The organism is Janthinobacterium sp. C22 (assembly GCF_057919405.1).
This window is the reverse complement of sequence record NZ_CP193659.1, coordinates 1725148-1746534: the sequence shown is the minus strand read 5'-3', so window position 1 is coordinate 1746534 and position 21387 is coordinate 1725148. Positions and strand designations below refer to the sequence as shown.

The following is a 21387-nucleotide window of genomic DNA, read 5'->3' as shown; positions in this document are numbered from 1 at the left end:
CCTGCCTGGCGCACCAGGCGGTGCGCTACAGCATGCTGCTTACTTCGCGCTTTCCTTGTTGATGGCCGAGATCAGATCCTTGCCGATGCGCCCTTCCATGGCCTTCTGCACGGGCGCCAGCGCCTTGCGCCATTCGGCCTGTTCCTGCACCGTCAGCGTGTAGATCTGCGTCTTGCCCGCTTTCTTGATGGCGTCGAGGGCCTGGTCGTTGTCGCGCTGGGCGATGGCTTTTTCAAACGTGGTCGCCTCGCGCATGGCTTTTTCCAGCTGGGCGCGGATATCGGGCGGCAAGCCATCCCAGAATTTCTTGTTGACGATGACGGCATAGCCCAGGTAACCGTGGTTGGACACGGTCACGTGCTTTTGCACTTCATGCATCTTTTGCGTGTACATATTCGATGGCGGATTTTCCGTGCCGTCGACCACGCCCGTCTGCAGCGCCTGATACACTTCCGAGAAGGCCAGCACCTGCGGGTTGGCGCCCAGCGCGCGCATCTGCGCATCGAGCACCTTGGACGACTGGATGCGCATTTTCAGGCCCTTGAAATCGGCCGGCGTGTGCAGCGGCTTGTTGGCCGACATCACCTTGAAGCCGTTGTCCCAGTATGCCAGGCCCGTGATACCCTTGGGTTCCAGCTTTTTCAGCAGGCTCTTGCCGATTTCGCCTTCGGTGACGTTGTACAGCGCCGTCTTGGTGGGGAAGATGTAGGGCAGGTCGAACGCTTCGAATTCCTTCACGCCCAGCGGACCGAACTTGGCCAGCGAAGGCGCCAGCATCTGCACGGCGCCCAGCTGCAGTGCTTCGAGTTCTTCCTTGTCCTTGTACAGCTGGCTGTTCGGGTACAGTTCGACCTTGACCTTGCCATTCGTGGCTTTTTCAGCCAGTTGCTTGAAGCGTTCGGCGGCCTGGCCTTTCGGCGTGTCCGTGGCCACGACGTGGCTGAACTTGATGACGATGGGCGCCTGCGCGTAAGCGTGCACGCCGGCGGTGGCGCCGATGGCTGCGCACAGCGCGACGAACAGGGTTTTCATTGGTGGCAGTTGCATTTTTGTCTCCTGAATGGTGTTTAAAAAACTTTATTATTTGTCTACTTGGATATTGTGCCAAAGAAACTGCCTCGGCTATTGTGGTTAACCACAATAGCCGGTTCCCGATAAGCCGCTACCCTGCCAGCCATGCCGACTCCCCCACCCTTGCGCGCCGCTTCAAGCTATCGAGTCCGATGCGCTGGCTGCTGCCCGTCATCCTGCTGCTGCTGTTCCTCTCCGTCCTGTTCTGGCTGCCTTGGCAGGCGCGCCAGATGGAAAGCAACGAGCGCCAGGAGCAGCTGATCGCCGACACGCTGTGGGTCGAGCAGACCATCCGTTTCCAGCTGGCGCGCAACGAGGAAAGCCTGTTTAACCTGGGCGTGGACATCGCCAGCGGCTCCCTGTCGGCGGAAAAAGTGCACGAACGGCTGCAGCAGATGCTGCGCAATGGCCGTGAACTGCAGCGCGTGCTGTGGCTCGACACGAGCGGCAAGGTGCTGGCCACCAGCGACAGCAATCCGCCGCACGCCCTGGCGTTTTCTCCCGCCTCGCTGACGGCGGCCGACAATGCGCGCCGCCTGCACCGGGGCCAATACGCCCAGCCTTCGCAGCAGACGGGCTTTCCCGACGCGCCGCCCGGTGCCATGCTGATGGATTACCACCAGCCCCTGTTCGATGGCCAGCGCTATGTCGGCAGCCTGGTGGCCACCTATCAGATCAGCAGCCTGCTCGATGAAATGGTGCCGTGGTGGTTCGCCCAGGATAACCAGATTTCGCTGATCGACCGCGATGACAAGGTGCTGGCGCGGCGCGCTGCCGCCGGTCCCGGCCACGGCGTGTACACGCACAAGCGCGCGCTCGACGTGCCCGGCGCCACCATCACCCTGTTTACCGACAGCGTGAAAAGCCAGCCCAAGCTGCTGCCCAATCTGCTGGTCGGCTCCGTCATCGCCCTGTCGCTGGGTTTGCTGTGGAGCTTGCTGGCCCTGTGGCGCCATATTTCGCGCCGCCTGGTGGCTGAAGGCGCGCTGCGCCAGCAGATGCTGTTTCGCACGGCGATGGAAAACTCGCTGGTGACGGGCATGCGCGCGCGCGACCTGGAAGGCCGCGTCACGTACGTGAATCCCGCGTTTTGCCAGATCGTCGGCTATCCGCCCGAGGAAATCCTGGGACGCCTGCCGCCCATGCCCTACTGGGTGCCCGAGGCGCTGGAGGAATACCAGCAGCGCTTCGTCAAGGCCCTGGCCGGCAATCCCACGCCGCAGTTCGAAACCTATTTCCAGCGCCCGGACGGCACGCGCGTGCCCGTGCTGATCTTCGAGGCGCCGCTGGTGGACAAGAATGGCCAGCAGACGGGCTGGATGGGCTCCGTGCTCGACATCTCGGACCGCAAGCGCGTCGAGGAACTCAACCGTCAGCAGCAGGAAAAACTGCAAACGAGCTCGCGCCTGGCCACCATGGGCGAGCTGGCGTCGATGCTGGCGCATGAATTGAACCAGCCGCTGGCGGCCATTTCCAGCTACACGACAGGGGCCTTGAATTTGATCCGCCGCGCCATCGAGCATGACGCCCCCGTCGATCCGGGCACCCTGAAACCGGCGCTGGAACAGGCCAGCGCGCAGGCGCAGCGGGCCGGCCAGATCATCCGCAGCGTGCACGATTTCGTACGCAAAAGCGAACCGCAGCGCCAGGATATCGCCATCCGCACCCTGATCGACGGCATCCGCGCGCTGATCGACCTGCAGGCGCGCAAATACTATGTCACCATCCAGGAAGAACTGCCGCCGGACCTGCCGCTGCTGCGCGCCGACCCCGTGATGATCGAGCAAGTGCTGCTGAACCTGACGCGCAACGCCATCGAGGCGATGCAGGATGCGGCGCCGGGACGGCGTATCATGCGCCTGCGGGCCAGCCACGACGCGCAGCAGGGCATGGTGACGGTGGACGTGATCGACCATGGCCACGGCATTGCGCAGGACGTGGCCGAGCGGCTGTTTTCACCGTTTTTCTCGACCAAGTCCGAAGGCATGGGCATGGGCCTGAACATCTGCCGCACCGCCATCGAATTTCACGGCGGCGCGCTGACCTTCGGCGCCAACCCCGCTGGCGGTACCATCTTTACCTTCAGCGTGCCGGCCGCGCCGCGCGCCGCACCAAGCAATAACGAATAACCGACAAGCCGGAGACACCATGCTACACATTATCGACGATGAAGAAGTCGTGCGCGACTCCCTCTCCTGGCTGGCCGCCTCGCGCAGCATCGAGGCGCGCAGCTACGCCAGCGCCCAGCAATTCCTCGATGGCCTCGACGGCGGCTTCGACGCCGCCGGCGACTGCGTGCTGCTCGACGTGCGCATGCCCGACATGAACGGCATCGCCATGTTCGACCAGCTGGTCAAGCGCGACCTGACGGCGCGCCTGCCCGTGATCTTCCTCACCGGTCACGGCGATGTGCCGATGGCCGTCGACAGTTTGAAACGGGGCGCCTTCGATTTCTTTGAAAAGCCGTTCAACGACAACGACCTGATGGACCGCGTGCAGCAAGGCCTGGCCAACTCGCGCCAGGCCGGGGAACTGGCCGCCGTGCACGCGCGCCTGGCCACCCTGTCGACGCGCGAACGCGAAGTGCTGGACCTGATTTTGGCGGGCAAGATGAACAAGGTGGTGGCCGACAAGCTGGGCATCAGCATGCGCACCGTGGAAGTCCACCGCGCGCATATCTTCGACAAGATGCAAGTCAAGACGGCGGTGGAGCTGGCGGGGTTGTTGAAGTAAACGTAACGCGGTCGCTTAACGCGTCAGCATGACATTGGACACCTTGCCGTCTGCGACGATCACTTCCGTCGTCAGCGTGCCGCCCTGTTTGCTTTCAATGGGAGTAAATGCGCCTGGATAAAACACGGACCAGCTCACGTTGGTGGTGACGTAATAGGTGCCATCGGGTACGTCCGTGAATTCGAACCTGCCATCGCTGTCGGCCATGGTGGTACGGTCATAGTCACGGATCTTCGGACTGACGGTGCCGACGACCTGGCGTTTGTACAGCGATGCCGGCAGCATCGCCAGCTTGCGCGCATATTCCGTCTTCGGACGCAAAGTGACTTTTTCACCACCAGCTTTCTTGAACTCCCCACCTTTGGTTTTCATGAAAGCCTGGCCCTTGATACCACCGCTGCCGGTTTTACTCAAGGCGTCATATTCCGCTTGCTGGAATTCTGGCATGACAACAGGCGGACGCGGAGTCGAGCATCCCATCAGCACAGCAGCCAGCACGCTCAAAGACAGTAATTTCAACATTTCCTCCTAGATATTATTTCCATAAAAAATAATTATATGCAATTGGAAAGTTAAAAACCAGACAATCATCTTCTTTACGCGGCTGGCCATCGACTCATAATGATTACTCGTCGTGATGTTCATGATGCTCCGCCGCCCCATGCTTCCAGTAACTGGCCACATGCAGATGCTGCTTCGGCACGCCGGCGTCGATAAAGTGCCCGCGCAAGCCCTGCACCTGCGCGTGCTCGCACGCCACCCACACGTAGCCGTCGCCCTCTGACGGCAGCGCGATCTGGCGCAAGGCGTCGAGCAACAGCGGCCCTTGGCGGCCATTGCGCGCCACCCAGCGCAGGTCCAGCTGCGCCGCGCAATCGAGCGCGATCTGCTCGCCGTCTTCGACGATCTCGATCACGGCAATCGCCCGCGCCGTGGCCGGCAGCTGCTCCAAGCGGCGGGCGATGGCCGGCAAGGCCGTCTGGTCGCCCACCAGCACATACCAGTCGAAGTCGAGCGGCACCAGCATGGAACCGCGCGGGCCGCCCACGCCCAGGGTCTGGCCGGGCGCCGCTTGCGCCGCCCACAACGATGCAGGCCCGTCGCCATGCAGCACGAAGTCGATGTCCAGCTCGCGCCGCGCGGCGTCGTAGCGGCGCGGCGTGTAATTGCGGGCGATGGGACGCGCGCCTTCCGCGTACTGGATGGGATTCGGCCCATTCCCCAGCACAGGGAACACGGGCGTGGTCTGCCCCGGCGCGGGGAAGAACAGTTTCACGTGATCGTCGTGCGCCGGCGAGACAAAGCCTTCCAGGTCGCCGCCGGCCAGCGTGATGCGGCGCATGTGCGGCGTCAGCTGCTCGGTGCGCACGACGGTAAGTACGCGCAGCTTCAAGTCATGCCGCACGCGTTCGATGGCGTGCGGGCGTGGTGTTGCAGGTGAGGCAGTAGTCATTGCTTGTCCTTGTAAAGTGGGCTCAGTGGCCGTCGACGATGGCGTTCGCCGCCTGTTCCAGCACGGCGGAGACACGCTCGGCTTCCGCCTCGCTCCAGCTGGTCTTGTTCAGCAACAGCGCATGCTTGAGGGTGTGCATGGCCTGGCGCACGCGCTCGGGCAAGGCGTTGCGCGCCTGGACGCGGGCAAACATGTCGAGGCGGGCCAGGATGCCGTCCACCTGGGCGCGGTTTTCGTCGAGATACGCGCGGCCCAGGTCCGTGATCGTATAGAGCTTCTTGCCGCTGGCGCTTTCGGAGGACGTCACATGGTCCTGCTCTTCCAGCAAGGTCAAGGTCGGATACACGGCACCGGGGCTGGGGGCGTAGGCGCCGCCGCAACGCTCTTCGATGGCCTTGATGATTTCATAGCCGTGGCGGGGGCTGATCTCGATCAGCGCCAGCACGATCAGCGGCAGGTCGCCGCGGCCGAAGACGCGCTCGGCCCGTTCGCCGCGTCCGCCCCGGCCACCGGGGCCGCCATGGCCCATGCCGTCGCCGCGCTCGTCGAAGCCGCGCGGGCCGCGGCCGTGCATGAAGTAATCAGGGTTGTGTTCGTGGCGATGCCCGCCGTGATGGTGATGGTGATGTTGGCCGCAATGGCCGTGTTCTGCGTGGTGTGAGTTTCTCATGTTTTCTCTTTAAAGATATATCGTTAGTAGGTATCGCCATTTTATAACGATATATCGATAAGTCAAGGAGAAATTTGTTATGCTCGTCTTTCCGCAATCTACACGTCCATGCCATGCCTGAAAAAACCGTCGCTGAAAAAATGTATGTGAAAAATGCCAGGGCCCTGGCCGTGCTCAATGACGGCGGCGAGCATGCCGCCCTGCTGGCGCAGTTGCCGGCCGAACGGCGGGTGAGCGAAGGAGAGAACGCCGACTGGATATTGCTGTTCGCGCGCAGCCGCGCGGAACTGGAGCAGTTCCTGCCGGCGGCGCAGGCGCGCCTGGCGCCCGGCGGCGCGGTCTGGGTAGCCTACCGCAAGGGTGGCATACAAGCGGGCAGCGACATCCACCGCGACGATCTCCGCAGTTTTGCGCAAACAATGGGACTCGATAGCGTGGCGATGGTCGCCATCGACGCCGACTGGTCGGCGCTGCGCCTGAAGCAGGCGTAAACCGGCGCTAATCGATGCCGTGCAGCGCCAGCGCCCATTCGACGTGTTCGCGCACGATGGCCGACGGGTGCTCGCGGCGCGACAGCAGGGCCGCGACGATGTCGGCCTGGCCCCGGGCCTTGGCGGCCGCGTTGCCCATGCCGACGGCCAGGTTGCGCAGCCAGCGTTCGTGGCCGATGCGGCGGATGGCGCTGCCTTCCATGCGGCGGTTGAATTCCTCTTCCGTCCAGGCGAACAGCTCCACCATGCCGGCGCTGCCCAGGCTGTGGCGCTCGTCGAAATCGGGCACGACGGCGCGCTGGGCGAACTTGTTCCACGGGCAGACGGTCTGGCAATCGTCGCAGCCGTACACCTTGTTGCCGATCAGGGGACGCATCTCGACGGGAATGGCGCCTTTCAGCTCGATCGTCAGGTAGGAGATGCAGCGCCGCGCGTCGAGCTGGTACGGCCCCAGGATGGCTTGCGTCGGGCACACCGTGATGCACGCGGAGCACTGGCCGCAGTGCGGGGTCTCCGGCGGGTCGACGGGCAGCGGCACGTCGATGAGGATCTCGCCGAGGAAAAGAAGGAACCGCCCTGGCGGTTGATCAGCAAGGTATGCTTGCCGCGCCAGCCCAGGCCGCCCTTTTGCGCCAGCTCGACTTCCATCACGGGCGCCGAATCGCTGAAGACGCGGTAGCCGAAGTCGCCGATCTCGCCCTTGATGCGCTCGGCCAGCTGCTGCAGGCGCGAACGCATCACCTTGTGATAGTCGCGGCCACGCGCATACACGGAGATCACGGCCGCCGCAGGGTCGGCGTCGCGCGCCGCCTCGTGCGCGCGCCAGTCCGGCCCCAGCGCCGGCGGAAGGTAGTTCATGCGGGCGCTGATGGCGCGCACCGTGCCTGGCACCAGCTCGGCCGGGCGCGCGCGCTTCATGCCGTGGCTGGCCATGTAATCCATTTCGCCGTGATACCCTGCATCGAGCCACGCCTGCAAGGGCGCTTCCATGTGCGACAGGTCCACGTCGGCGATGCGCACCTCGGCAAAACCCAGCTCGCGCCCCCATTCCTTGATGGTGCGCGCCAGGACGGCGAGATCGGTGACGGTGGCGGACATAGGGGACTTTACGGAAAACGGCAGGCGCGCGGGCGGTTACAATGACAGCAGCCTCCATTTTATGCGATACGGAAGATAATGACCGAACACTTCACAGCCCACCTCCACGACGAAGCCGGCACCGCCGCGCTGGGCGCCGCGCTGGCGCGCGCGCTGGCGCCGGGTCTGGCGATCTACCTGCACGGCGACCTGGGCGCCGGCAAGACGGCCCTCACGCGCGCCCTGCTGCACGCGGCCGGCCACGCGGGCCACGTCAAAAGCCCCACCTACACCTTGTCCGAACCGTACACGGTGCGGCTCGACGGCCAGAGCGTCAACGTCATCCACTTCGACCTGTACCGCATGGGCAGTGCCGAGGAATTCCTCGACGCGGGCTTCCGCGAAGACTTCGACGGCCGCAATATCTGCATCGTCGAATGGCCGGAGAAAGCCGAACCGGTGCTGCCGCCGGCCGACCTGAATATTTATTTGAACGTTGCGGGTACAGGACGTGATGTAGAATTGCAAGCGTCTTCTGAATTGGGTCTGTCATGCCTTCACCGTCTCAAATTCGCCCCGAACCTTTGATCTCCTCGCCCATCACCCGGCGCACGGTGCTCAAGGCCGGCGGCACCCTGCTGTTGTCCGTGTTCGCGCCGATGTCGGCGATGGCGGCGCAAATTCTCGCCGTGCGCGTCTGGCCGGCCGAGGACTACACGCGCGTCACCCTGGAAAACGACAGCATCCTCAAGGCGACCCACTTCATCGTCAAGGATCCGGAACGGCTGGTGGTCGACATCGAAGGGCTGGAACTCAATCCCACCTTGAAGGGCCTGGTGGCGAAGATCCAGTCGAACGACCCGTACATCAAGCAGGTGCGCGTGGGCCAGAACCGGCCCAACGTCGTGCGCCTGGTGTTCGACCTGAAAGAGGAAGTCACGCCACAGCTGTTTACCCTGCCGCCGGCCGGCTCCTACAACCACCGTCTGATCTTCGACCTGTATCCCGTGCGCGAGCCGGACCTGATCGCGCAGATGATCGAAAAGGGCGACTGGTCGAGCGACCCGGCCAAGCCGCCCATGGCCGACACGCATACGCCGCCGCCCGCGCTGCCGCTGCCCGAGAGCGGCAAGCCGCCCGTGGCCGCCGTCACGCCGGTAACGCCGATCGTGCCGCCGGTGCCCGAACTGCGTCCGGAACAGCGCCCCGAAGCACGCCCCCTGCCGGGCCAGAAAGTGGTGCGCATGATTACCATCGCCCTCGATCCGGGCCACGGCGGCGAAGACCCAGGCGCCATGGGCAGCCGGGGCAGCCGCGAAAAGGACGTGGTGCTGGCCATCGCCAAGCGTCTCAAGACCAAGCTGGAATTGCAGCCGAACATGCGCGTCATGCTCACGCGCGACGCCGACTTCTTCGTCCCGCTGGGCATGCGCGTGGAAAAGGCGCGCAAGGTGCAGGCCGACCTGTTCGTCTCGATCCACGCCGACGCCTTCATCCAGCCGACGGCGCGCGGCTCGTCCGTCTTCGTGCTGTCCGAAAAAGGCGCCACCTCGACGGCCGCGCGCTGGCTGGCCAACAAGGAAAACCAGGCCGACCTGATCGGCGGCGTAAACGTGAAGAACCACGACAAGCAGCTGGCCAGCGTGCTGCTCGACCTGTCGACGACGGCGCAGATCAATGACAGCATGAAGCTGGGCAAGGCCGTGCTGCGCGAAATCGGCGGCATCAACCGCCTGCACAAGGGTTCCGTCGAGCAGGCCGGCTTCGCCGTGCTGAAAGCCCCCGACATCCCCTCCATCCTGATCGAGACGGCCTTCATCTCGAATCCGGAGGAAGAAGCCAAGCTGACCGACAACGGCTACCAGGACCAGATGGCCGACGCCATCGTCACGGGCATCAAGAATTACTTTGCCAAGAATCCGCCGCTGGCGAAAAGCCGTTTGACCTGACATGAAAGCCTAGCATGAGCAAGAGTACCTTTGGCCAGCTGCCGGCCGTGACCATCCGCGCCGCCGATGGCGCGCAGGCCACCGTCACCCTGTACGGCGGCCACCTGGTCTCGTGGCAAACCAGCGATGGCCGGGAGCGCCTGTTCTGCAGCCGCGATTCGGCCCTCGACGGCAGCCGCGCCATCCGTGGCGGCGTGCCCGTGATCTTCCCCCAGTTCGGCGCGCGCGGCACGGGCATGCGCCACGGCTTTGCGCGCGTGGCGACGTGGCAGCTGGAATCGACGGGCGACGCCGATGGCGACGCCCATGCGGAATTTACCTTGCAGCACACGGACCTGCCGGAGGCGATCGCCGCCAGCTGGCCCTGGGCCTTCACCCTGCGCCTGCGCGTGGCCGTCAAGGCGCAGGCGCTGGAGCTGCACCTGTCCGTGCACAACACGGGCGAGCAGGCGTTTCCGTTCTCGGCCGCCCTGCACAGCTATTTTGCGATCGATCAATTGAGCGAGGCACGGATTGGCGGCCTGCAGCGCGTGCGCTATTCGGACGAGACGCCGCAAGATGCCCTGCAGGCGGAAGAGGTGCTGCAATTTTCGGACAAGCTGGACCGCATCTATTACCAGCTGCCGGGCGCCCTGACCCTGCAGGCGGGCACCGCCACCCTGCGCCTGGAGCAGCAGGGCTTTACGGACGCCGTCGTGTGGAACCCGGGCGCGCAAGACGCGGCCGCCCTGCCCGACCTGGCCGACGAGGAATACCAGCGCTTCATCTGCATCGAGCCGGCCCTGATCCAGCCCGACCTGCTGGCCGCCGGCGCCGCATGGACCGGCCGCCAGCGCCTTGAATTTATTTAATTCGACTCCTTGATGATGCGACCGTTACCGGGCTGAACCGGACGCGCATTCAACGGATACAAACGGCTGAACAGCGCCATCTGCGCCGGCGAGGCTTGCACCGGCTGCTTCATCACCAGCCACAGCACGCCTTCGCTGCAAGGCGGCTCCGTCATCGATCCCATGTAGGTGTAGTAATCGCGCCGCGCCGGCAGCATCTCGGCCGGGTCGAGCAGGATGCTCGGCTGCATGGTCTCGAATTTTTCCAGCGGCAGGTTGTTCCACACGGTCTGGATGGTCGCTTGCGGCGCACCCCGCTCCAGCAGCAGCGCCAGCACGGCTTGCCGCCCTTCCGCGTCGCGGTGCACCAGGTGCACCACCATCTCGAATGCCTTGCCATTGATGCGCTCTTCGGACGGCCGGTGGAAATGGAATTGCTGCAGCTCGAACATGCGGTTCTGCACCGTGATGTAATTACCGCCGCTCACGCCCACCTGCACCGTGTGGCCATTGTCGACCACATTGAACGACGACGGATGGTAATCAAAGCTGATCTGCTCGAGTTCCACCTTCATGCCGTCGCGGATATCGATCGGCGACTGGCGGCTGCCATTACCGCACTTGGCCCAGTCGACATTGATCTTGCTCCAGTTGGCCGGACCGCTGTCGCCCTCGTACGACCAGTGCGTGCCGCGCGCCACGGGCGGCGGTGGCGGCGGCGCGGCCTTCACCACGGCGGCGCGCTTGGCGCGGGCGGCGGCGCGGGCCGCCTGGGTGGCGCGCATTTCCGCCAGGCGCGCCGCGATGCGTTCGGACAGGTCGACTTCGGCCGCCTCTTCCTTCTCGCGCGCCGTGGGCGCGACGACGACAGGCGCCTTGGCCTCCTTGCCCTTCACCGATTCGGTCAGGGTTTTCATGGCGGCCGCGCGCGCCGACGCCGACATCGGCGCGGAGGCGGCGGCGCTCGCCGAAGCGGGGGCATCTTTGGCGCTTGCCATGGCCGCCATCGCGGCAAGGCTGCAAGCTAACAGGGCGCTCAAATGTCGCATGGAAATCCAGAAAGTGAGAATACCCTCTGGTTTACGGCTGGAAAGCAACAAAACTTGAATCAGCGCGGGAGCAAAACAGAAACAAGGCAGAGAAAAACGGGATCCGGGGCCGGCTGCGGGCTGTGCCGCAGCGCGCCTGCCCCGGATCCATGCGGCCTTACGCCGACTTGCCGACCATGCGCTTGTAGAGTTTCCACAAACCGCCCAGTACCACCGGCACCACGGCGGCGCCGACACCGATCAGCACGATCAAGGTCAGGTGATCGCGGATCCACGGGATATTGCCGAAGAAGTAGCCCGCCGTCACCAGACCGACCACCCACAACAGGGCGCCCGTCACGTTGTACATCTGGAAGCGCGCATGCGTCATGTCGGAAATGCCGGCCACGAACGGGGCGAAGGTACGCACCACCGGCACGAAACGGGCCAGGATGATGGTCTTGCCGCCGTGCTTTTCAAAGAATTCATGCGTGCGGCGCATGGCATCCTTGTTGATCCAGCGGTAATCGTGGGTAAACACCCTTTGCCCGATGGCCTCGCCTATCCAGTAATTGAGCGTGTTGCCCGTGATGGCGGCCGTCACCAGCAAGGCGATCAGCAAGCCCAGGTGCATCTGTCCCGTCGCGCAAAACGCGCCGGCGATAAACAATAAGGTATCCCCAGGGAAGAAAAACAATACCACGAGGCCTGTCTCGCAAAAAATAATGGCAAACAGCACTGCATACACGAGGGTACCGTACTGCTCGATCAAGAGGCCCAGCGTCTTGTCGACATGCACGATCATGTCGAGGAATTGCACAAAATCCATATATTTTTCCCTAAAGGTAGCGGCGGAATCATACACCACCCGGCCAGCGCAACGGCAGTCCCCGGCCCGATATTTCAGGATTAATTATGCGTCGCCCTTGCGCGTGTGGCATTTTAAGTAAAGGTTAAGGAAACGCCGTCTCGGCAGGCAACTGCCAGGATTACCATCTGCAATGTTTTTACAGCGAAATATTGCCATTCCGGTATACACTTTCTGCACGGCGCAACCCGCGCCCACCAGGAGAAAACATGTATCGACACCCATTGAGCGGCCTGACCATGGCCACCGTACTGGGCCTTGCACATCTGACGGCCCACGCGGCCCCTGTCCAGATCAAGGCGCCCGCCGAACTGCCCGCCAAGGCGACCCTGGCCGACGTGATCAAGGCCTCGAAGCCGTCCGACTGGCGTGCGCTGGACCCGGACAACACACTGTATATGGACATTCCCGCCGGCCGCGTGGTGATCGAACTGGCGCCCGACTTCGCGCCGAAGCACGTGGCCAACATCAAGGCCCTGGTGGCGGAACAGTATTACGACGGCCTGGCCATCACGCGCGCGCAGGACAACTGGGTGGCGCAATGGGGCGATCCGAACGAGAAAAATCCCAAGCCCATCCAGCATGCCCAGCGCACCCTGCCCGGCGAATTTACGGTACCTTTAACAAACGTCAAGAGCTTCACCCGCCTGCCGGACGTCGACGGCTATGCGCCACAGGTCGGCCATTCGAACGGCTTCCCGTCCGCGCGCGATCCAAAAACGGGCACGGCCTGGCTCACGCACTGCTATGCCACCGTGGGCGTGGGCCGCGACAGCGCCAGCGACAGCGGCGGCGGCACCGAGCTGTACGCCGTCATCGGCCAGTCGCCGCGCCACCTGGACCGCGACATCACGGTCGTCGGCAGGGTCGTCTCCGGCATGCCCTTGCTGTCCACCCTGCCACGCGGCACGGCGCCCATGGGCTTTTACGACAGCCCCGAGAAAAACGTGCCGATCAAGTCCATCCGCCTGGCCGCCAGCGTGCCGTTCGCACAGCGCGCAAATCTGGAAGTGATGCGCACCGACAGCGCCGCCTACCAGGCCGTGCTGGAAGCCCAGCGCCACCGCGGCGGCCCGTGGAGCAAGGTCACGGCCGGCCACGTCGACCTGTGCAATGCGCCGATACCGGTGCGGGAGGTGGCGAAGTAAATAGGGACCAAGGCTGGGGTCAGACCCCCGGGTACGTTGGCGCTGAACTTTGCGTTAGCGGCGTTGAGGGTCTGACCCCAAAGACGGGCATCAGCACAGCAGTGCCTCCCCTTGCGAACCCGTTATAATCAGGGCATGAACGCTCCCATCACGCCCCACCGCCCGATCCAGGCCCTGCCTGACCAGTTGATTTCGCAAATCGCCGCCGGCGAGGTGGTCGAGCGGCCGTCGGCCGTGGTCAAGGAGCTGCTGGAAAACGCGCTTGACTCGGGCGCCACGCAGATCACGGTGCGGCTGGAAGAAGGGGGCGTGAAACGCATCGCGATCACCGACAACGGGCGCGGCATCGACAAAGACCAGCTGCCGCTGGCCCTGGCGCGCCACGCCACCTCGAAGATCGCATCGCTGCACGACCTGGAAAACGTGGGCACCCTGGGCTTCCGGGGCGAGGCGCTGGCCTCGATCGCCTCGGTGGCCGCCGTCACCGTGACCTCGCGCACGGCCGACGCGGCCCATGCGTGGGAAATCGTCGGCTCGCACAATGGCAGCGTCTCTCCGTCGTCAGGCGCGCACGGCACCACGGTCGACGTGCAGGATCTGTATTTCAACACGCCCGCGCGGCGCAAATTCCTCAAATCCGAGCAGACGGAATACGGCCACTGCGCCGAGGTCGTGCGCCGCATCGCGCTGGCGCGGCCCGACGTGTCGTTCTCGCTGTCGCACAACGGCCGCACCATCGACCAGTGGAATATCAGCGAACTGGCCAAGCGCAGCGCCCACATCCTGGGCAACGACTTCGCCGAAGCGCGCCTGGCGCTGGACGAGTCGGCCGGCAGTCTGCGCATTCACGGCTTTGCCGGCTTGCCGACCGCATCGAAGGCGCGCGCCGACGGCCAGTTCTTTTACGTCAACGGACGCTTCGTGCGCGACAAGCTGCTGGTGCACGCCGTGCGCATGGCCTATCAGGACGTGCTGCATGGCGACCGCTTCCCGTCCTACGTGCTGGCGCTCGACCTCGACCCGGCCCTGGTCGACGTCAACGTGCACCCGTCGAAGATCGAAGTGCGCTTCCGCGACAGCCGCTCCGTGCACCAGTTCGTCTTCCACGCAGTGCAGCGCGCGCTGGCGCAGACATCGGCCACGGCCTTCGGCAGCGTGCCGGCACCGCTGCCGGCCGCTTCCACCCTGGGCGGCGACGCCGGCTCCGCTAACGGCGGCCCAGGCATCTGGCGCCGCGAGCAGACGCAGACCTCGTTCGGCGCGCAATTTACGAATACCTTCGCGCCCGCCTCGCCCGGCGCGGCCCGCCCCTTCTTTGCCGAGGCGCCAGGCGTGGGCCAGGACACGGCGGCCTACGGCGCCCTGTTCGGCGGCGGCAGCGCATCCTCGCCGATCACGCAGGTGGAGCCCTACATCGCCTCGCCCGAAGCGATGGCGCGCGAAGAATATCCGCTGGGCTTTGCCCTGGCCCAACTGCACGGCATCTACATCCTGGCGCAGAATACCAAGGGCCTGGTGCTGGTCGACATGCACGCGGCGCACGAGCGCATCCTGTACGAACAGCTGAAGAACGCGCTGCAGGCGCAGGTCTCCGGCCAGGACATGCAGGTACAATCCTTGCTGATCCCCGTGACGTTCTACGCGGACGCCATCGAAGTGTCGACGGCGAATGAAAACCAGGACACCTTGAAGGCGCTGGGCTTCGACATCGCCGCCCTGTCGCCCACCACCCTGGCCGTGCGCTCCGTGCCGACCCTGCTCAAGAACGCGGACGCGCAAACCCTCGCGCGCGACGTGCTGCGCGACGTGCGCGAATACGGCGGCTCGCGCGTGCTGATCGAACGCCAGAACGAATTGCTGGGCACCCTGGCCTGCCACACGGCCGTGCGCGCCAACCGGATTTTATCGGTGCAGGAAATGAACGCCCTGTTGCGCCAGATGGAGAGCACGGAACGCGCCGACCAGTGCAACCATGGCCGCCCGACCTGGGTGCAGGTCGAGATCAACGCGCTCGATAAACTATTCCTGCGCGGCCAGTAGGTCGGATTAGCGCAGCGTAATCCGACACTGCAGCGGCGGCATCGCGTCGGATTACGCTTGCGCTCATCCGACCTACGCATCACCTTACACGAGTCAACATGCAAAACACCCCACACCTCCCCCTGGCCGTCGCCATCATGGGCCCCACGGCCAGCGGCAAGACGGCCAGTGCGCTGGCCATCGCGCAAGCGATCCCGTCCGAGATCATTTCCGTCGATTCCGCCCTCGTTTACCGGGGCATGGATATCGGCACGGCCAAGCCCTCGCAAGCAGAACTGGCCCAGGTACCGCATCATCTGATCGACATCATCGACCCGCTCGATGCGTATTCGGTGGCCCAGTTCCGCAACGATACGCTGCGCCTGGTGGCCGAGATTTCCGCGCGCGGCAAGCTGCCGCTGCTCGTCGGCGGCACAATGCTGTACTTCAAGGGCCTGGCCGACGGCCTCGACGACTTGCCGGGCGCCGATCCTGCCCTGCGCGCGCAACTGGAAGAGGATGCGGCCGCCATCGGCTGGCCCGCCATGCATGCGCGCCTGGCCGGGCAGGACCCGCTCACGGCGGCGCGCCTGGCGCCGCAGGACGCGCAGCGCATCGGCCGCGCGCTGGAAATCATCGCCTTGTCCGGCCAACCCATGTCGGCCCTGCTGGCCCGCCGCGAAAAGACCGTGCTGCCATTTCAATTGCAATCGTTCGCGCTGGAGCCGTCCGACCGCGCCGTACTGCATGCGCGCATCGCCACGCGCTTCGACCTGATGCTGAAAGACGATGCCCTGCTCGATGAAGTGGAACAGCTGCGCCGCCGTGGCGACCTGCATCCTGGCCTGCCCTCGATGCGCTGCGTGGGCTACCGCCAGGCCTGGGAGTACCTCGATGGCCGCATCGACCGCGCCGCCCTGCGCGAGACGGGCATCATCGCCACGCGCCAGCTGGCCAAGCGGCAGCTGACCTGGCTGCGCTCGATGCCGGAACGCATCGTCGTCGATTGCCTGGGCGCTGATCCGGCCAGCGCCATGCTGGCACAAATCGTCCCTTTGCTGACATAAGCGTCGCCACACAACAACTGGCCAAGCGCTAGGCTCGACTTAGGCTGCGCTCGATGCCGGAACGCGTCGTCGTCGATTGCCTGGGTGCTGATCCGGCCAGCGCCATGCTGGCACAAATCGTCCCTTTGCTGACATAAGCGTCGCCACACAACAACTGGCCAAGCGCTAGGCTCGACTTAGGCTGCGCTCGATGCCGGAACGCATCGTCATCGATTGCCTGGGCGCCAACCCGGCCGCAGCCATGCTGGCGCAGATTCAAGCGTTGCTGAAATAGCCATACAACAATCCACCACGAAAAATCCGCACATTTTTTTGCGCCAGCATTGACAAGGAAATCGGAAGACTGGATAATGCTCGGCTGTTGGGTGATATAGCTCAGTTGGTTAGAGCACAGCATTCATAATGCTGGGGTCGGTGGTTCAAGTCCACCTATCACCACCAAAGAACATCGATCAGGTTTCACCTGGTCAAAACCAGCATCCGGTCTGACCGGTCTGTTTGGTGATATAGCTCAGTTGGTTAGAGCACAGCATTCATAATGCTGGGGTCGGTGGTTCAAGTCCACCTATCACCACCAAGAATTTGCAGCATTGATGAACCCGCCCTGCCCCGTGCAGCGGCGGGTTTTTTCATTTCCGGCTAACGCGCATGCGGCCTGCGCGCAACACCCGCCCCCTCCGCATGCAATCGGGGATTGTGGCGAGACGCCTCTGCCGCTTACAATGAGAATAATTCTCATTTATATTATTCATTCCCCATGTCCGCCATCCAGTCCAGCCTGCAACAGCAAGTGCAGTCGCTCTACAGCGAGCATCATGGCTGGCTAGTGGGCTGGCTGCGCAAGAAACTCAGCTGCCCGCATGGCGCGGCCGACGTGGCGCAAGACACCTTCGTGCGCATCATCGCTTCGCGGGATGCCCTGTTCGCCATGCGCGAACCGCGCGCCTATCTGTCCACCACGGCGAAGCGCTTGCTGCTCGACCGCGCGCGCCGGCAAGTACTCGAGCGCAGCTACCTGGCGGAACTGGCCCTGCTGGCCGACAGCCTGCCCGGCGCGCCCTCGCCGGACGAGATCCTGATGGCCGTGCAGGCGCTCGGGCAGATCGCCACGGCGCTGGACGGATTGTCTGCCAGGGCGCGCGACGCCTTCTTGCTGCATTATCTGGAAGAACAGCCGCAGGCCGCCGTCGCCGCGCAGCTGAACGTCTCCCCGCGTATGGTGCAAAAATACCTGGTGCAAGCCTTGCTGGCCTGCCGCCACGCCTGCCCGGCCATGGCGGCATGAAGGGCGCGCGCACCGACGCGGCAGCCGAACAGGCCGCGCAGTGGATCGTGCGCCTGAGCGCCGACGACCCGGCCGAGCGCGAACAGGCGCGGTCCGGCTTCGCCGCATGGAAGGCGGCCGATCCGCTGCACGCGAACGCAGCGGCCGGCATGGAAAACCTGCTGCGCCAGTTGCACGCCGTGCGCGAGCCGGCCGGCGGCGACCACCGCCCCGCGCGGGCCGCCCTGGCCGCCATCGCCCCCGATCGTCCCCGCCAGCGCCTGCGCCAGCTGGCCGCCGCCGGCACCGTCGCCATGCTGGCCATCGGCACCGCCATGCTGGCCAGCGAGCGCCCCGCCTACCTGCTGGCCGACCTGCGCAGCCCATCGGGGCAATGGCAGTCGCACATCCTGGCCGACGGCAGCCGGATCACCCTGGCCGGCGACAGCGCCGTCAACGTGCGCTTTGCTGCGGGCGAGCGGCACGTGGAGCTGGTGCGTGGCGACATCCTCGTCGACGTGGCCAAGGATGCACAGCGCCCCTTCATCGTCGACAGCAGGCAGGCGGCGATCCGCGCGCTGGGTACGCGCTTTAGCGTGCGCAGGGAAGACGGCGCCACCATCCTGAACATGCTGGAATCGACAGTATCGGCGCAGGTGCCGCAACATCCTGCCGTCGTGGTGCGGGCGGGTCAGCGCGCGCGCATCACGGGCGATGGCGTGGGACCGCTAACAACCATCGATGCGGCCAGCGTGCAGCAGGCGTGGCGCGCGCGCCAGCTGGTGGTCGACGACCAGCCATTGGCCGAGGTGCTCGACGAGCTGGCGCGCCACCGTCCCGGCCAGCTGCATTACGACCGCGCGCAGATCGCCGGCATCCGCGTGGCGGCCGTGCTGCCGCTGGACGACACGGACAAGGCGCTGCAGCTGTTGATCGACAATTTCCCCCAGCTGCGCATCCGCATGCTGACGCGCTACCTGGTGATGGTCGACGCGCCAAGCACTGGCACCGCAAAAATAATTTGCCACGCAGGTTCGTGTTGGCGCATCTCGTGCGTCAAGGCAGCTGAGATCAATCAAAAAAGGCTGTCACCATGTCCGCTCAAGTCGTTGCCGTTTCATCCCCGAACACCCTGCGCACGCATCTGCGCCCCCTGGCCCTGGCGGCCATGCTGCTCGCTGGCGCCGGCATGCACGCCCAGGCCACCGCCCAGGCCGCGCCGGCGGTCGCCAGCTACGCCATCCCCGCCGGTCCGCTGGCCGGCGCCCTGAACCGCTATGCGCAGCAGGCTGGCGTATCCATCGTCATCGACGCGGCCAAGGTGCAGGGGCTGCAGACGGCGGGCCTGCAAGGCAGCTACGCCATCGATGACGGTTTCGCCGTGCTGCTGCGCGGCAGCGGCTACGCCATCGGCAAGACGTCCACCGGCTATGTGCTGGTGGCCGCGCCGGCGTCCGCACCCACGGCGGCGGCCAATGCCGCCTCGGCGGCCGAGCGCACCATGCCCTCGATTACCATCGTCGGCCAGGCCGAACAAGGCGCCACCACGGAAGGCAGCGGCTCCTATACGGCGCGCAGAATCACCCTCGGCAAGGGCGAGCAATCGATGAAGGACATCCCGCAATCGGTCAGCGTGCTGACGCGCCAGCGCCTGGACGACCAGGGCATCACGGACTTGCGCGAAGCCGTCAACAACGTCACCGGCGTGGTGGGAGTGCATGGCGTGGGCCCGGGCGTGGTCATCACGGCGCGCGGCTTCCAGATCGACCAGTGGCAATACGACGGCGTGCCGATCGACCGCAACACCTATGCGCTGGGTAACTGGGGCCAGGAAAACATGGTGATCTACGACCGCATGGAAGTGCTGCGCGGCGCTTCCAGCATGCTCGTTGGCACGGGCAGTCCCGGCGGCTCCGTCAACCTCGTGCGCAAGCGCCCGCTGGCCACGCGCGCGATCACGCTGACGGGCCGCGCCGGCTCCTGGGACCGCTACGGCGCCCAGGTCGACATCAGCAGCCCCCTGAACGCGGCAGGCACCCTGCGCGGACGCGCCATCGTCGACGAGGACGACAGCCACTCCTTCATCGACCAGGTATGGAGCAAGAACCGCACCCTGTACGCGGCGCTCGACTACGACCTGGCGCCCGCCACCACGGTCGGCCTGGCCGCCAGCCATGTGAAGGCCCACGGCCGCCCCACGTTCATCGGCCTGCCCCGCTACGTTGACGGCAGCGCACTGCCGCTGCCGCGCTCCACCTTCACGGGTGCCGACTGGAACCGCAGCCTGGTGGAACAGAGCACCGTCTACCTGGACCTGGAACACCACTTCAATACGCAATGGAGCCTGAAGGCCTCGGCGCTGGGCATGAATGAAAGCACCAGCTCCACGCACCAGCGCACGGCCTTCGCCATCAAACCCGACGGCAGCGGCGCGCGCTATGGCGACTTTTCCACCGATTTCGACAACCGCAAGCGCGGCATCGACGCCTTCGTGCGCGGCAAGTTCGACGGCCTGGGCATGGCGCAGGAAGTCGTCGTCGGCGCCAGCTATGTCAGCATGACGTCGAACGACCGCTATGCGCGCGCGTGGGAAACGGGCGCGGATATCTTCAACATCAAGCACCATCGCCCGTGGCAGGACTTCGACAGCATCGCCGCGCGCGGCGTGAGCAGCTACAGCACCTACGACATGCGCCAGAAAGGGCTGTACGCCACCTGGAACGGCCAGCTGACGGGCAAGCTGAAAGCCCTGCTGGGCGGGCGCTTCAGCTGGTACGACTTCCTGTATGCCACGCCGGACGGCTACCGCGACGCCACCCGCGCCACGGCCAGGTTCACGCCATCGGTAGGGCTGATCTATGCTTTGACGCCGCAATGGTCGGCCTATGCCAGCTATGCGGACGTGTTCCAGCCGCAGACGAACCACGACGTGGCGGGCCGCACCCTCAAGCCGATCACGGGCAGCAGCTACGAAGGCGGCATCAAGGGGGAACTGGTGGATGGCAAGGTCAACACTTCGCTGGCCGTGTTCCGCTATGACCACAAGGACCGCGCCGTCACCGACTACGCTGCCGGTTTCGCCTGCGACGGCTGGTACTGCTCGCGCGCCTCGGGCAAGGTGCGCAGCCAGGGCCTGGAAGCGGAAGTGTCGGGCGAAGTGGCGCGCGGCCTGCAGCTGTCGGCCGGCTATGCCTACACGACGACGACCTACCTCGATGATCCGGACAACAAGGGCCAGGTCTTTTCCACGTGGACGCCGAAGCACATGCTGCGCCTTTGGTCCAGCTATACCCTGCCCGGCGCGTGGGACAAGTTCAGCGTGGGCGCCGGCACCAGCCTGCAAAGCCATACGGTCGATACCGAACGCACGTTCAAGGTTGCCGGTTTCTCGATCTGGAATGCACGCCTGGGCTGGCAAGCCACGCCGCAAGTGGCCCTGTCGGTCAACGTCAACAATCTGTTCGACAAGCGCTACATCATCCCGGCCTACAACACTACCGGGTCGAACAACTATTATGGCGACCCGCGCAATGTGCAGTTCACCCTGAAGTACACGCCGAAGTGGTAGGACGATTGAAAAGCTGAGGGCCGGCACGCCGGCCGCGCCGCGTGACTGATAGTGCAACCGGCATTCAGTTCGCGCCGCGGCCGGGATTTTCGGCTAAGATGATGGCGCGGCATTGCGCCGCACCGCATCGTGCATCAGCCTCTCATTCATC

At 64.8% G+C, this 21387-nt stretch carries 20 protein-coding genes, 2 tRNA genes and 1 pseudogene; 15 read left to right on the top strand and 8 right to left on the bottom strand.

Going from position 1 to position 21387, the window contains the following annotated elements; translation table 11 throughout:
- Positions 1-39: 39 nt before the first annotated feature.
- Entirely contained in the window at positions 40-1032 is a 993-nt protein-coding gene (locus ACRHIG_RS08030) for a TRAP transporter substrate-binding protein (RefSeq protein ID WP_489630769.1), read from the bottom strand.
- A 191-nt stretch (positions 1033-1223) separates the two neighbouring features.
- Here ACRHIG_RS08030 and ACRHIG_RS08025 point away from each other — a divergent pair, with 191 nt between their 5' ends.
- Positions 1224-3200, top strand: coding sequence for a sensor histidine kinase (locus tag ACRHIG_RS08025; protein WP_489629856.1), 1977 nt, complete (start codon positions 1224-1226; stop codon positions 3198-3200).
- A 19-nt stretch (positions 3201-3219) separates the two neighbouring features.
- Positions 3220-3804 (top strand): response regulator transcription factor, encoded by a 585-nt coding sequence (locus ACRHIG_RS08020; protein ID WP_489629855.1) that lies wholly within the window; start codon positions 3220-3222, stop codon positions 3802-3804.
- A 15-nt stretch (positions 3805-3819) separates the two neighbouring features.
- Here ACRHIG_RS08020 and ACRHIG_RS08015 read toward each other — a convergent pair whose 3' ends face one another.
- The 3 genes from ACRHIG_RS08015 to ACRHIG_RS08005 form a co-directional block, all read right to left on the bottom strand.
- On the bottom strand, positions 3820-4323 hold the full coding sequence (locus tag ACRHIG_RS08015) for a hypothetical protein (RefSeq protein WP_489629854.1): 504 nt from the start codon (positions 4321-4323) through the stop codon (positions 3820-3822).
- A gap of 106 nt (positions 4324-4429) precedes the next feature.
- Entirely contained in the window at positions 4430-5257 is an 828-nt protein-coding gene (locus ACRHIG_RS08010; RefSeq protein ID WP_489629853.1) for a siderophore-interacting protein, read from the bottom strand.
- Positions 5258-5279: 22 nt separating this feature from the next.
- A complete protein-coding gene (locus ACRHIG_RS08005; protein ID WP_489629852.1) occupies positions 5280-5927 on the bottom strand; it encodes a PadR family transcriptional regulator in 648 nt (215 codons plus the stop codon).
- Positions 5928-6040: 113 nt separating this feature from the next.
- Between ACRHIG_RS08005 and ACRHIG_RS08000 the strand changes: the two genes are divergently transcribed.
- Positions 6041-6418, top strand: coding sequence for a DUF3052 family protein (locus tag ACRHIG_RS08000; protein WP_489629851.1), 378 nt, complete (start codon positions 6041-6043; stop codon positions 6416-6418).
- 7 nt (positions 6419-6425) lie between these two features.
- On the opposite strand, the pseudogene queG reads toward ACRHIG_RS08000, so the two are convergent.
- Positions 6426-7516, bottom strand: a pseudogene (gene queG / locus ACRHIG_RS07995) (tRNA epoxyqueuosine(34) reductase QueG).
- A 78-nt stretch (positions 7517-7594) separates the two neighbouring features.
- Here queG and tsaE point away from each other — a divergent pair.
- The 3 genes from tsaE to ACRHIG_RS07980 are packed head-to-tail and all read left to right on the top strand — an operon-like array spanning position 7595 to position 10295.
- Positions 7595-8083, top strand: coding sequence for a tRNA (adenosine(37)-N6)-threonylcarbamoyltransferase complex ATPase subunit type 1 TsaE (gene tsaE, locus ACRHIG_RS07990; protein ID WP_070312279.1), 489 nt, complete (start codon positions 7595-7597; stop codon positions 8081-8083).
- Positions 8047-9444, top strand: coding sequence for an N-acetylmuramoyl-L-alanine amidase (locus ACRHIG_RS07985; RefSeq protein ID WP_475417314.1), 1398 nt, complete (start codon positions 8047-8049; stop codon positions 9442-9444). The genes tsaE and ACRHIG_RS07985 overlap by 37 nt, the downstream gene beginning before the upstream one ends.
- A gap of 14 nt (positions 9445-9458) precedes the next feature.
- A complete protein-coding gene (locus tag ACRHIG_RS07980) occupies positions 9459-10295 on the top strand; it encodes a D-hexose-6-phosphate mutarotase (protein ID WP_489629850.1) in 837 nt (278 codons plus the stop codon).
- Here the strand turns inward: ACRHIG_RS07980 and ACRHIG_RS07975 are convergent.
- Entirely contained in the window at positions 10292-11191 is a 900-nt protein-coding gene (locus ACRHIG_RS07975) for a carbonic anhydrase (RefSeq protein ID WP_489629849.1), read from the bottom strand. The genes ACRHIG_RS07980 and ACRHIG_RS07975 overlap by 4 nt on opposite strands.
- Between ACRHIG_RS07975 and ACRHIG_RS07970 the strand changes: the two genes are divergently transcribed.
- On the top strand, positions 11190-11381 hold the full coding sequence (locus ACRHIG_RS07970; protein ID WP_240453691.1) for a hypothetical protein: 192 nt from the start codon (positions 11190-11192) through the stop codon (positions 11379-11381). The two genes, ACRHIG_RS07975 and ACRHIG_RS07970, sit on opposite strands and share 2 nt — an antisense overlap.
- A gap of 99 nt (positions 11382-11480) precedes the next feature.
- Here the strand turns inward: ACRHIG_RS07970 and ACRHIG_RS07965 are convergent, their stop codons facing one another.
- Positions 11481-12131, bottom strand: a complete 651-nt coding sequence (locus ACRHIG_RS07965) for a VTT domain-containing protein (RefSeq protein WP_475417311.1) — start codon at positions 12129-12131, stop codon at positions 11481-11483.
- Between the two features lie 248 nt (positions 12132-12379).
- Here ACRHIG_RS07965 and ACRHIG_RS07960 point away from each other — a divergent pair, with 248 nt between their 5' ends.
- The 3 genes from ACRHIG_RS07960 (at position 12380) to miaA (ending at position 16404) form a co-directional block, all read left to right on the top strand.
- On the top strand, positions 12380-13318 hold the full coding sequence (locus ACRHIG_RS07960; protein WP_489629848.1) for a peptidylprolyl isomerase: 939 nt from the start codon (positions 12380-12382) through the stop codon (positions 13316-13318).
- Between the two features lie 135 nt (positions 13319-13453).
- On the top strand, positions 13454-15358 hold the full coding sequence (gene mutL, locus ACRHIG_RS07955; protein ID WP_489629847.1) for a DNA mismatch repair endonuclease MutL: 1905 nt from the start codon (positions 13454-13456) through the stop codon (positions 15356-15358).
- Between the two features lie 98 nt (positions 15359-15456).
- Positions 15457-16404, top strand: a complete 948-nt coding sequence (miaA, locus tag ACRHIG_RS07950) for a tRNA (adenosine(37)-N6)-dimethylallyltransferase MiaA (protein WP_489629846.1) — start codon at positions 15457-15459, stop codon at positions 16402-16404.
- Between the two features lie 28 nt (positions 16405-16432).
- Here miaA and ACRHIG_RS07945 read toward each other — a convergent pair whose 3' ends face one another.
- A complete protein-coding gene (locus tag ACRHIG_RS07945) occupies positions 16433-16801 on the bottom strand; it encodes a hypothetical protein (RefSeq protein WP_489629845.1) in 369 nt (122 codons plus the stop codon).
- Between ACRHIG_RS07945 and ACRHIG_RS07940 the strand changes: the two genes are divergently transcribed.
- The 5 genes from ACRHIG_RS07940 (at position 16769) to ACRHIG_RS07920 (ending at position 21236) form a co-directional block, all read left to right on the top strand.
- Positions 16769-16845 (top strand) — tRNA-Met (locus ACRHIG_RS07940). The genes ACRHIG_RS07945 and ACRHIG_RS07940 overlap by 33 nt on opposite strands.
- Positions 16846-16904: 59 nt before the next feature.
- Positions 16905-16981 (top strand) — tRNA-Met (locus ACRHIG_RS07935).
- 180 nt (positions 16982-17161) lie between these two features.
- Positions 17162-17689, top strand: coding sequence for a sigma-70 family RNA polymerase sigma factor (locus ACRHIG_RS07930; protein WP_475417307.1), 528 nt, complete (start codon positions 17162-17164; stop codon positions 17687-17689).
- Complete coding sequence (locus ACRHIG_RS07925) at positions 17686-18939, top strand: FecR family protein (protein ID WP_489629844.1); 1254 nt, start codon at positions 17686-17688, stop codon at positions 18937-18939. Before ACRHIG_RS07930 ends, ACRHIG_RS07925 begins: the two co-directional genes overlap by 4 nt.
- Positions 18837-21236, top strand: a complete 2400-nt coding sequence (locus ACRHIG_RS07920; protein ID WP_489630768.1) for a TonB-dependent siderophore receptor — start codon at positions 18837-18839, stop codon at positions 21234-21236. The genes ACRHIG_RS07925 and ACRHIG_RS07920 overlap by 103 nt, the downstream gene beginning before the upstream one ends.
- Positions 21237-21387 lie beyond the last annotated feature (151 nt).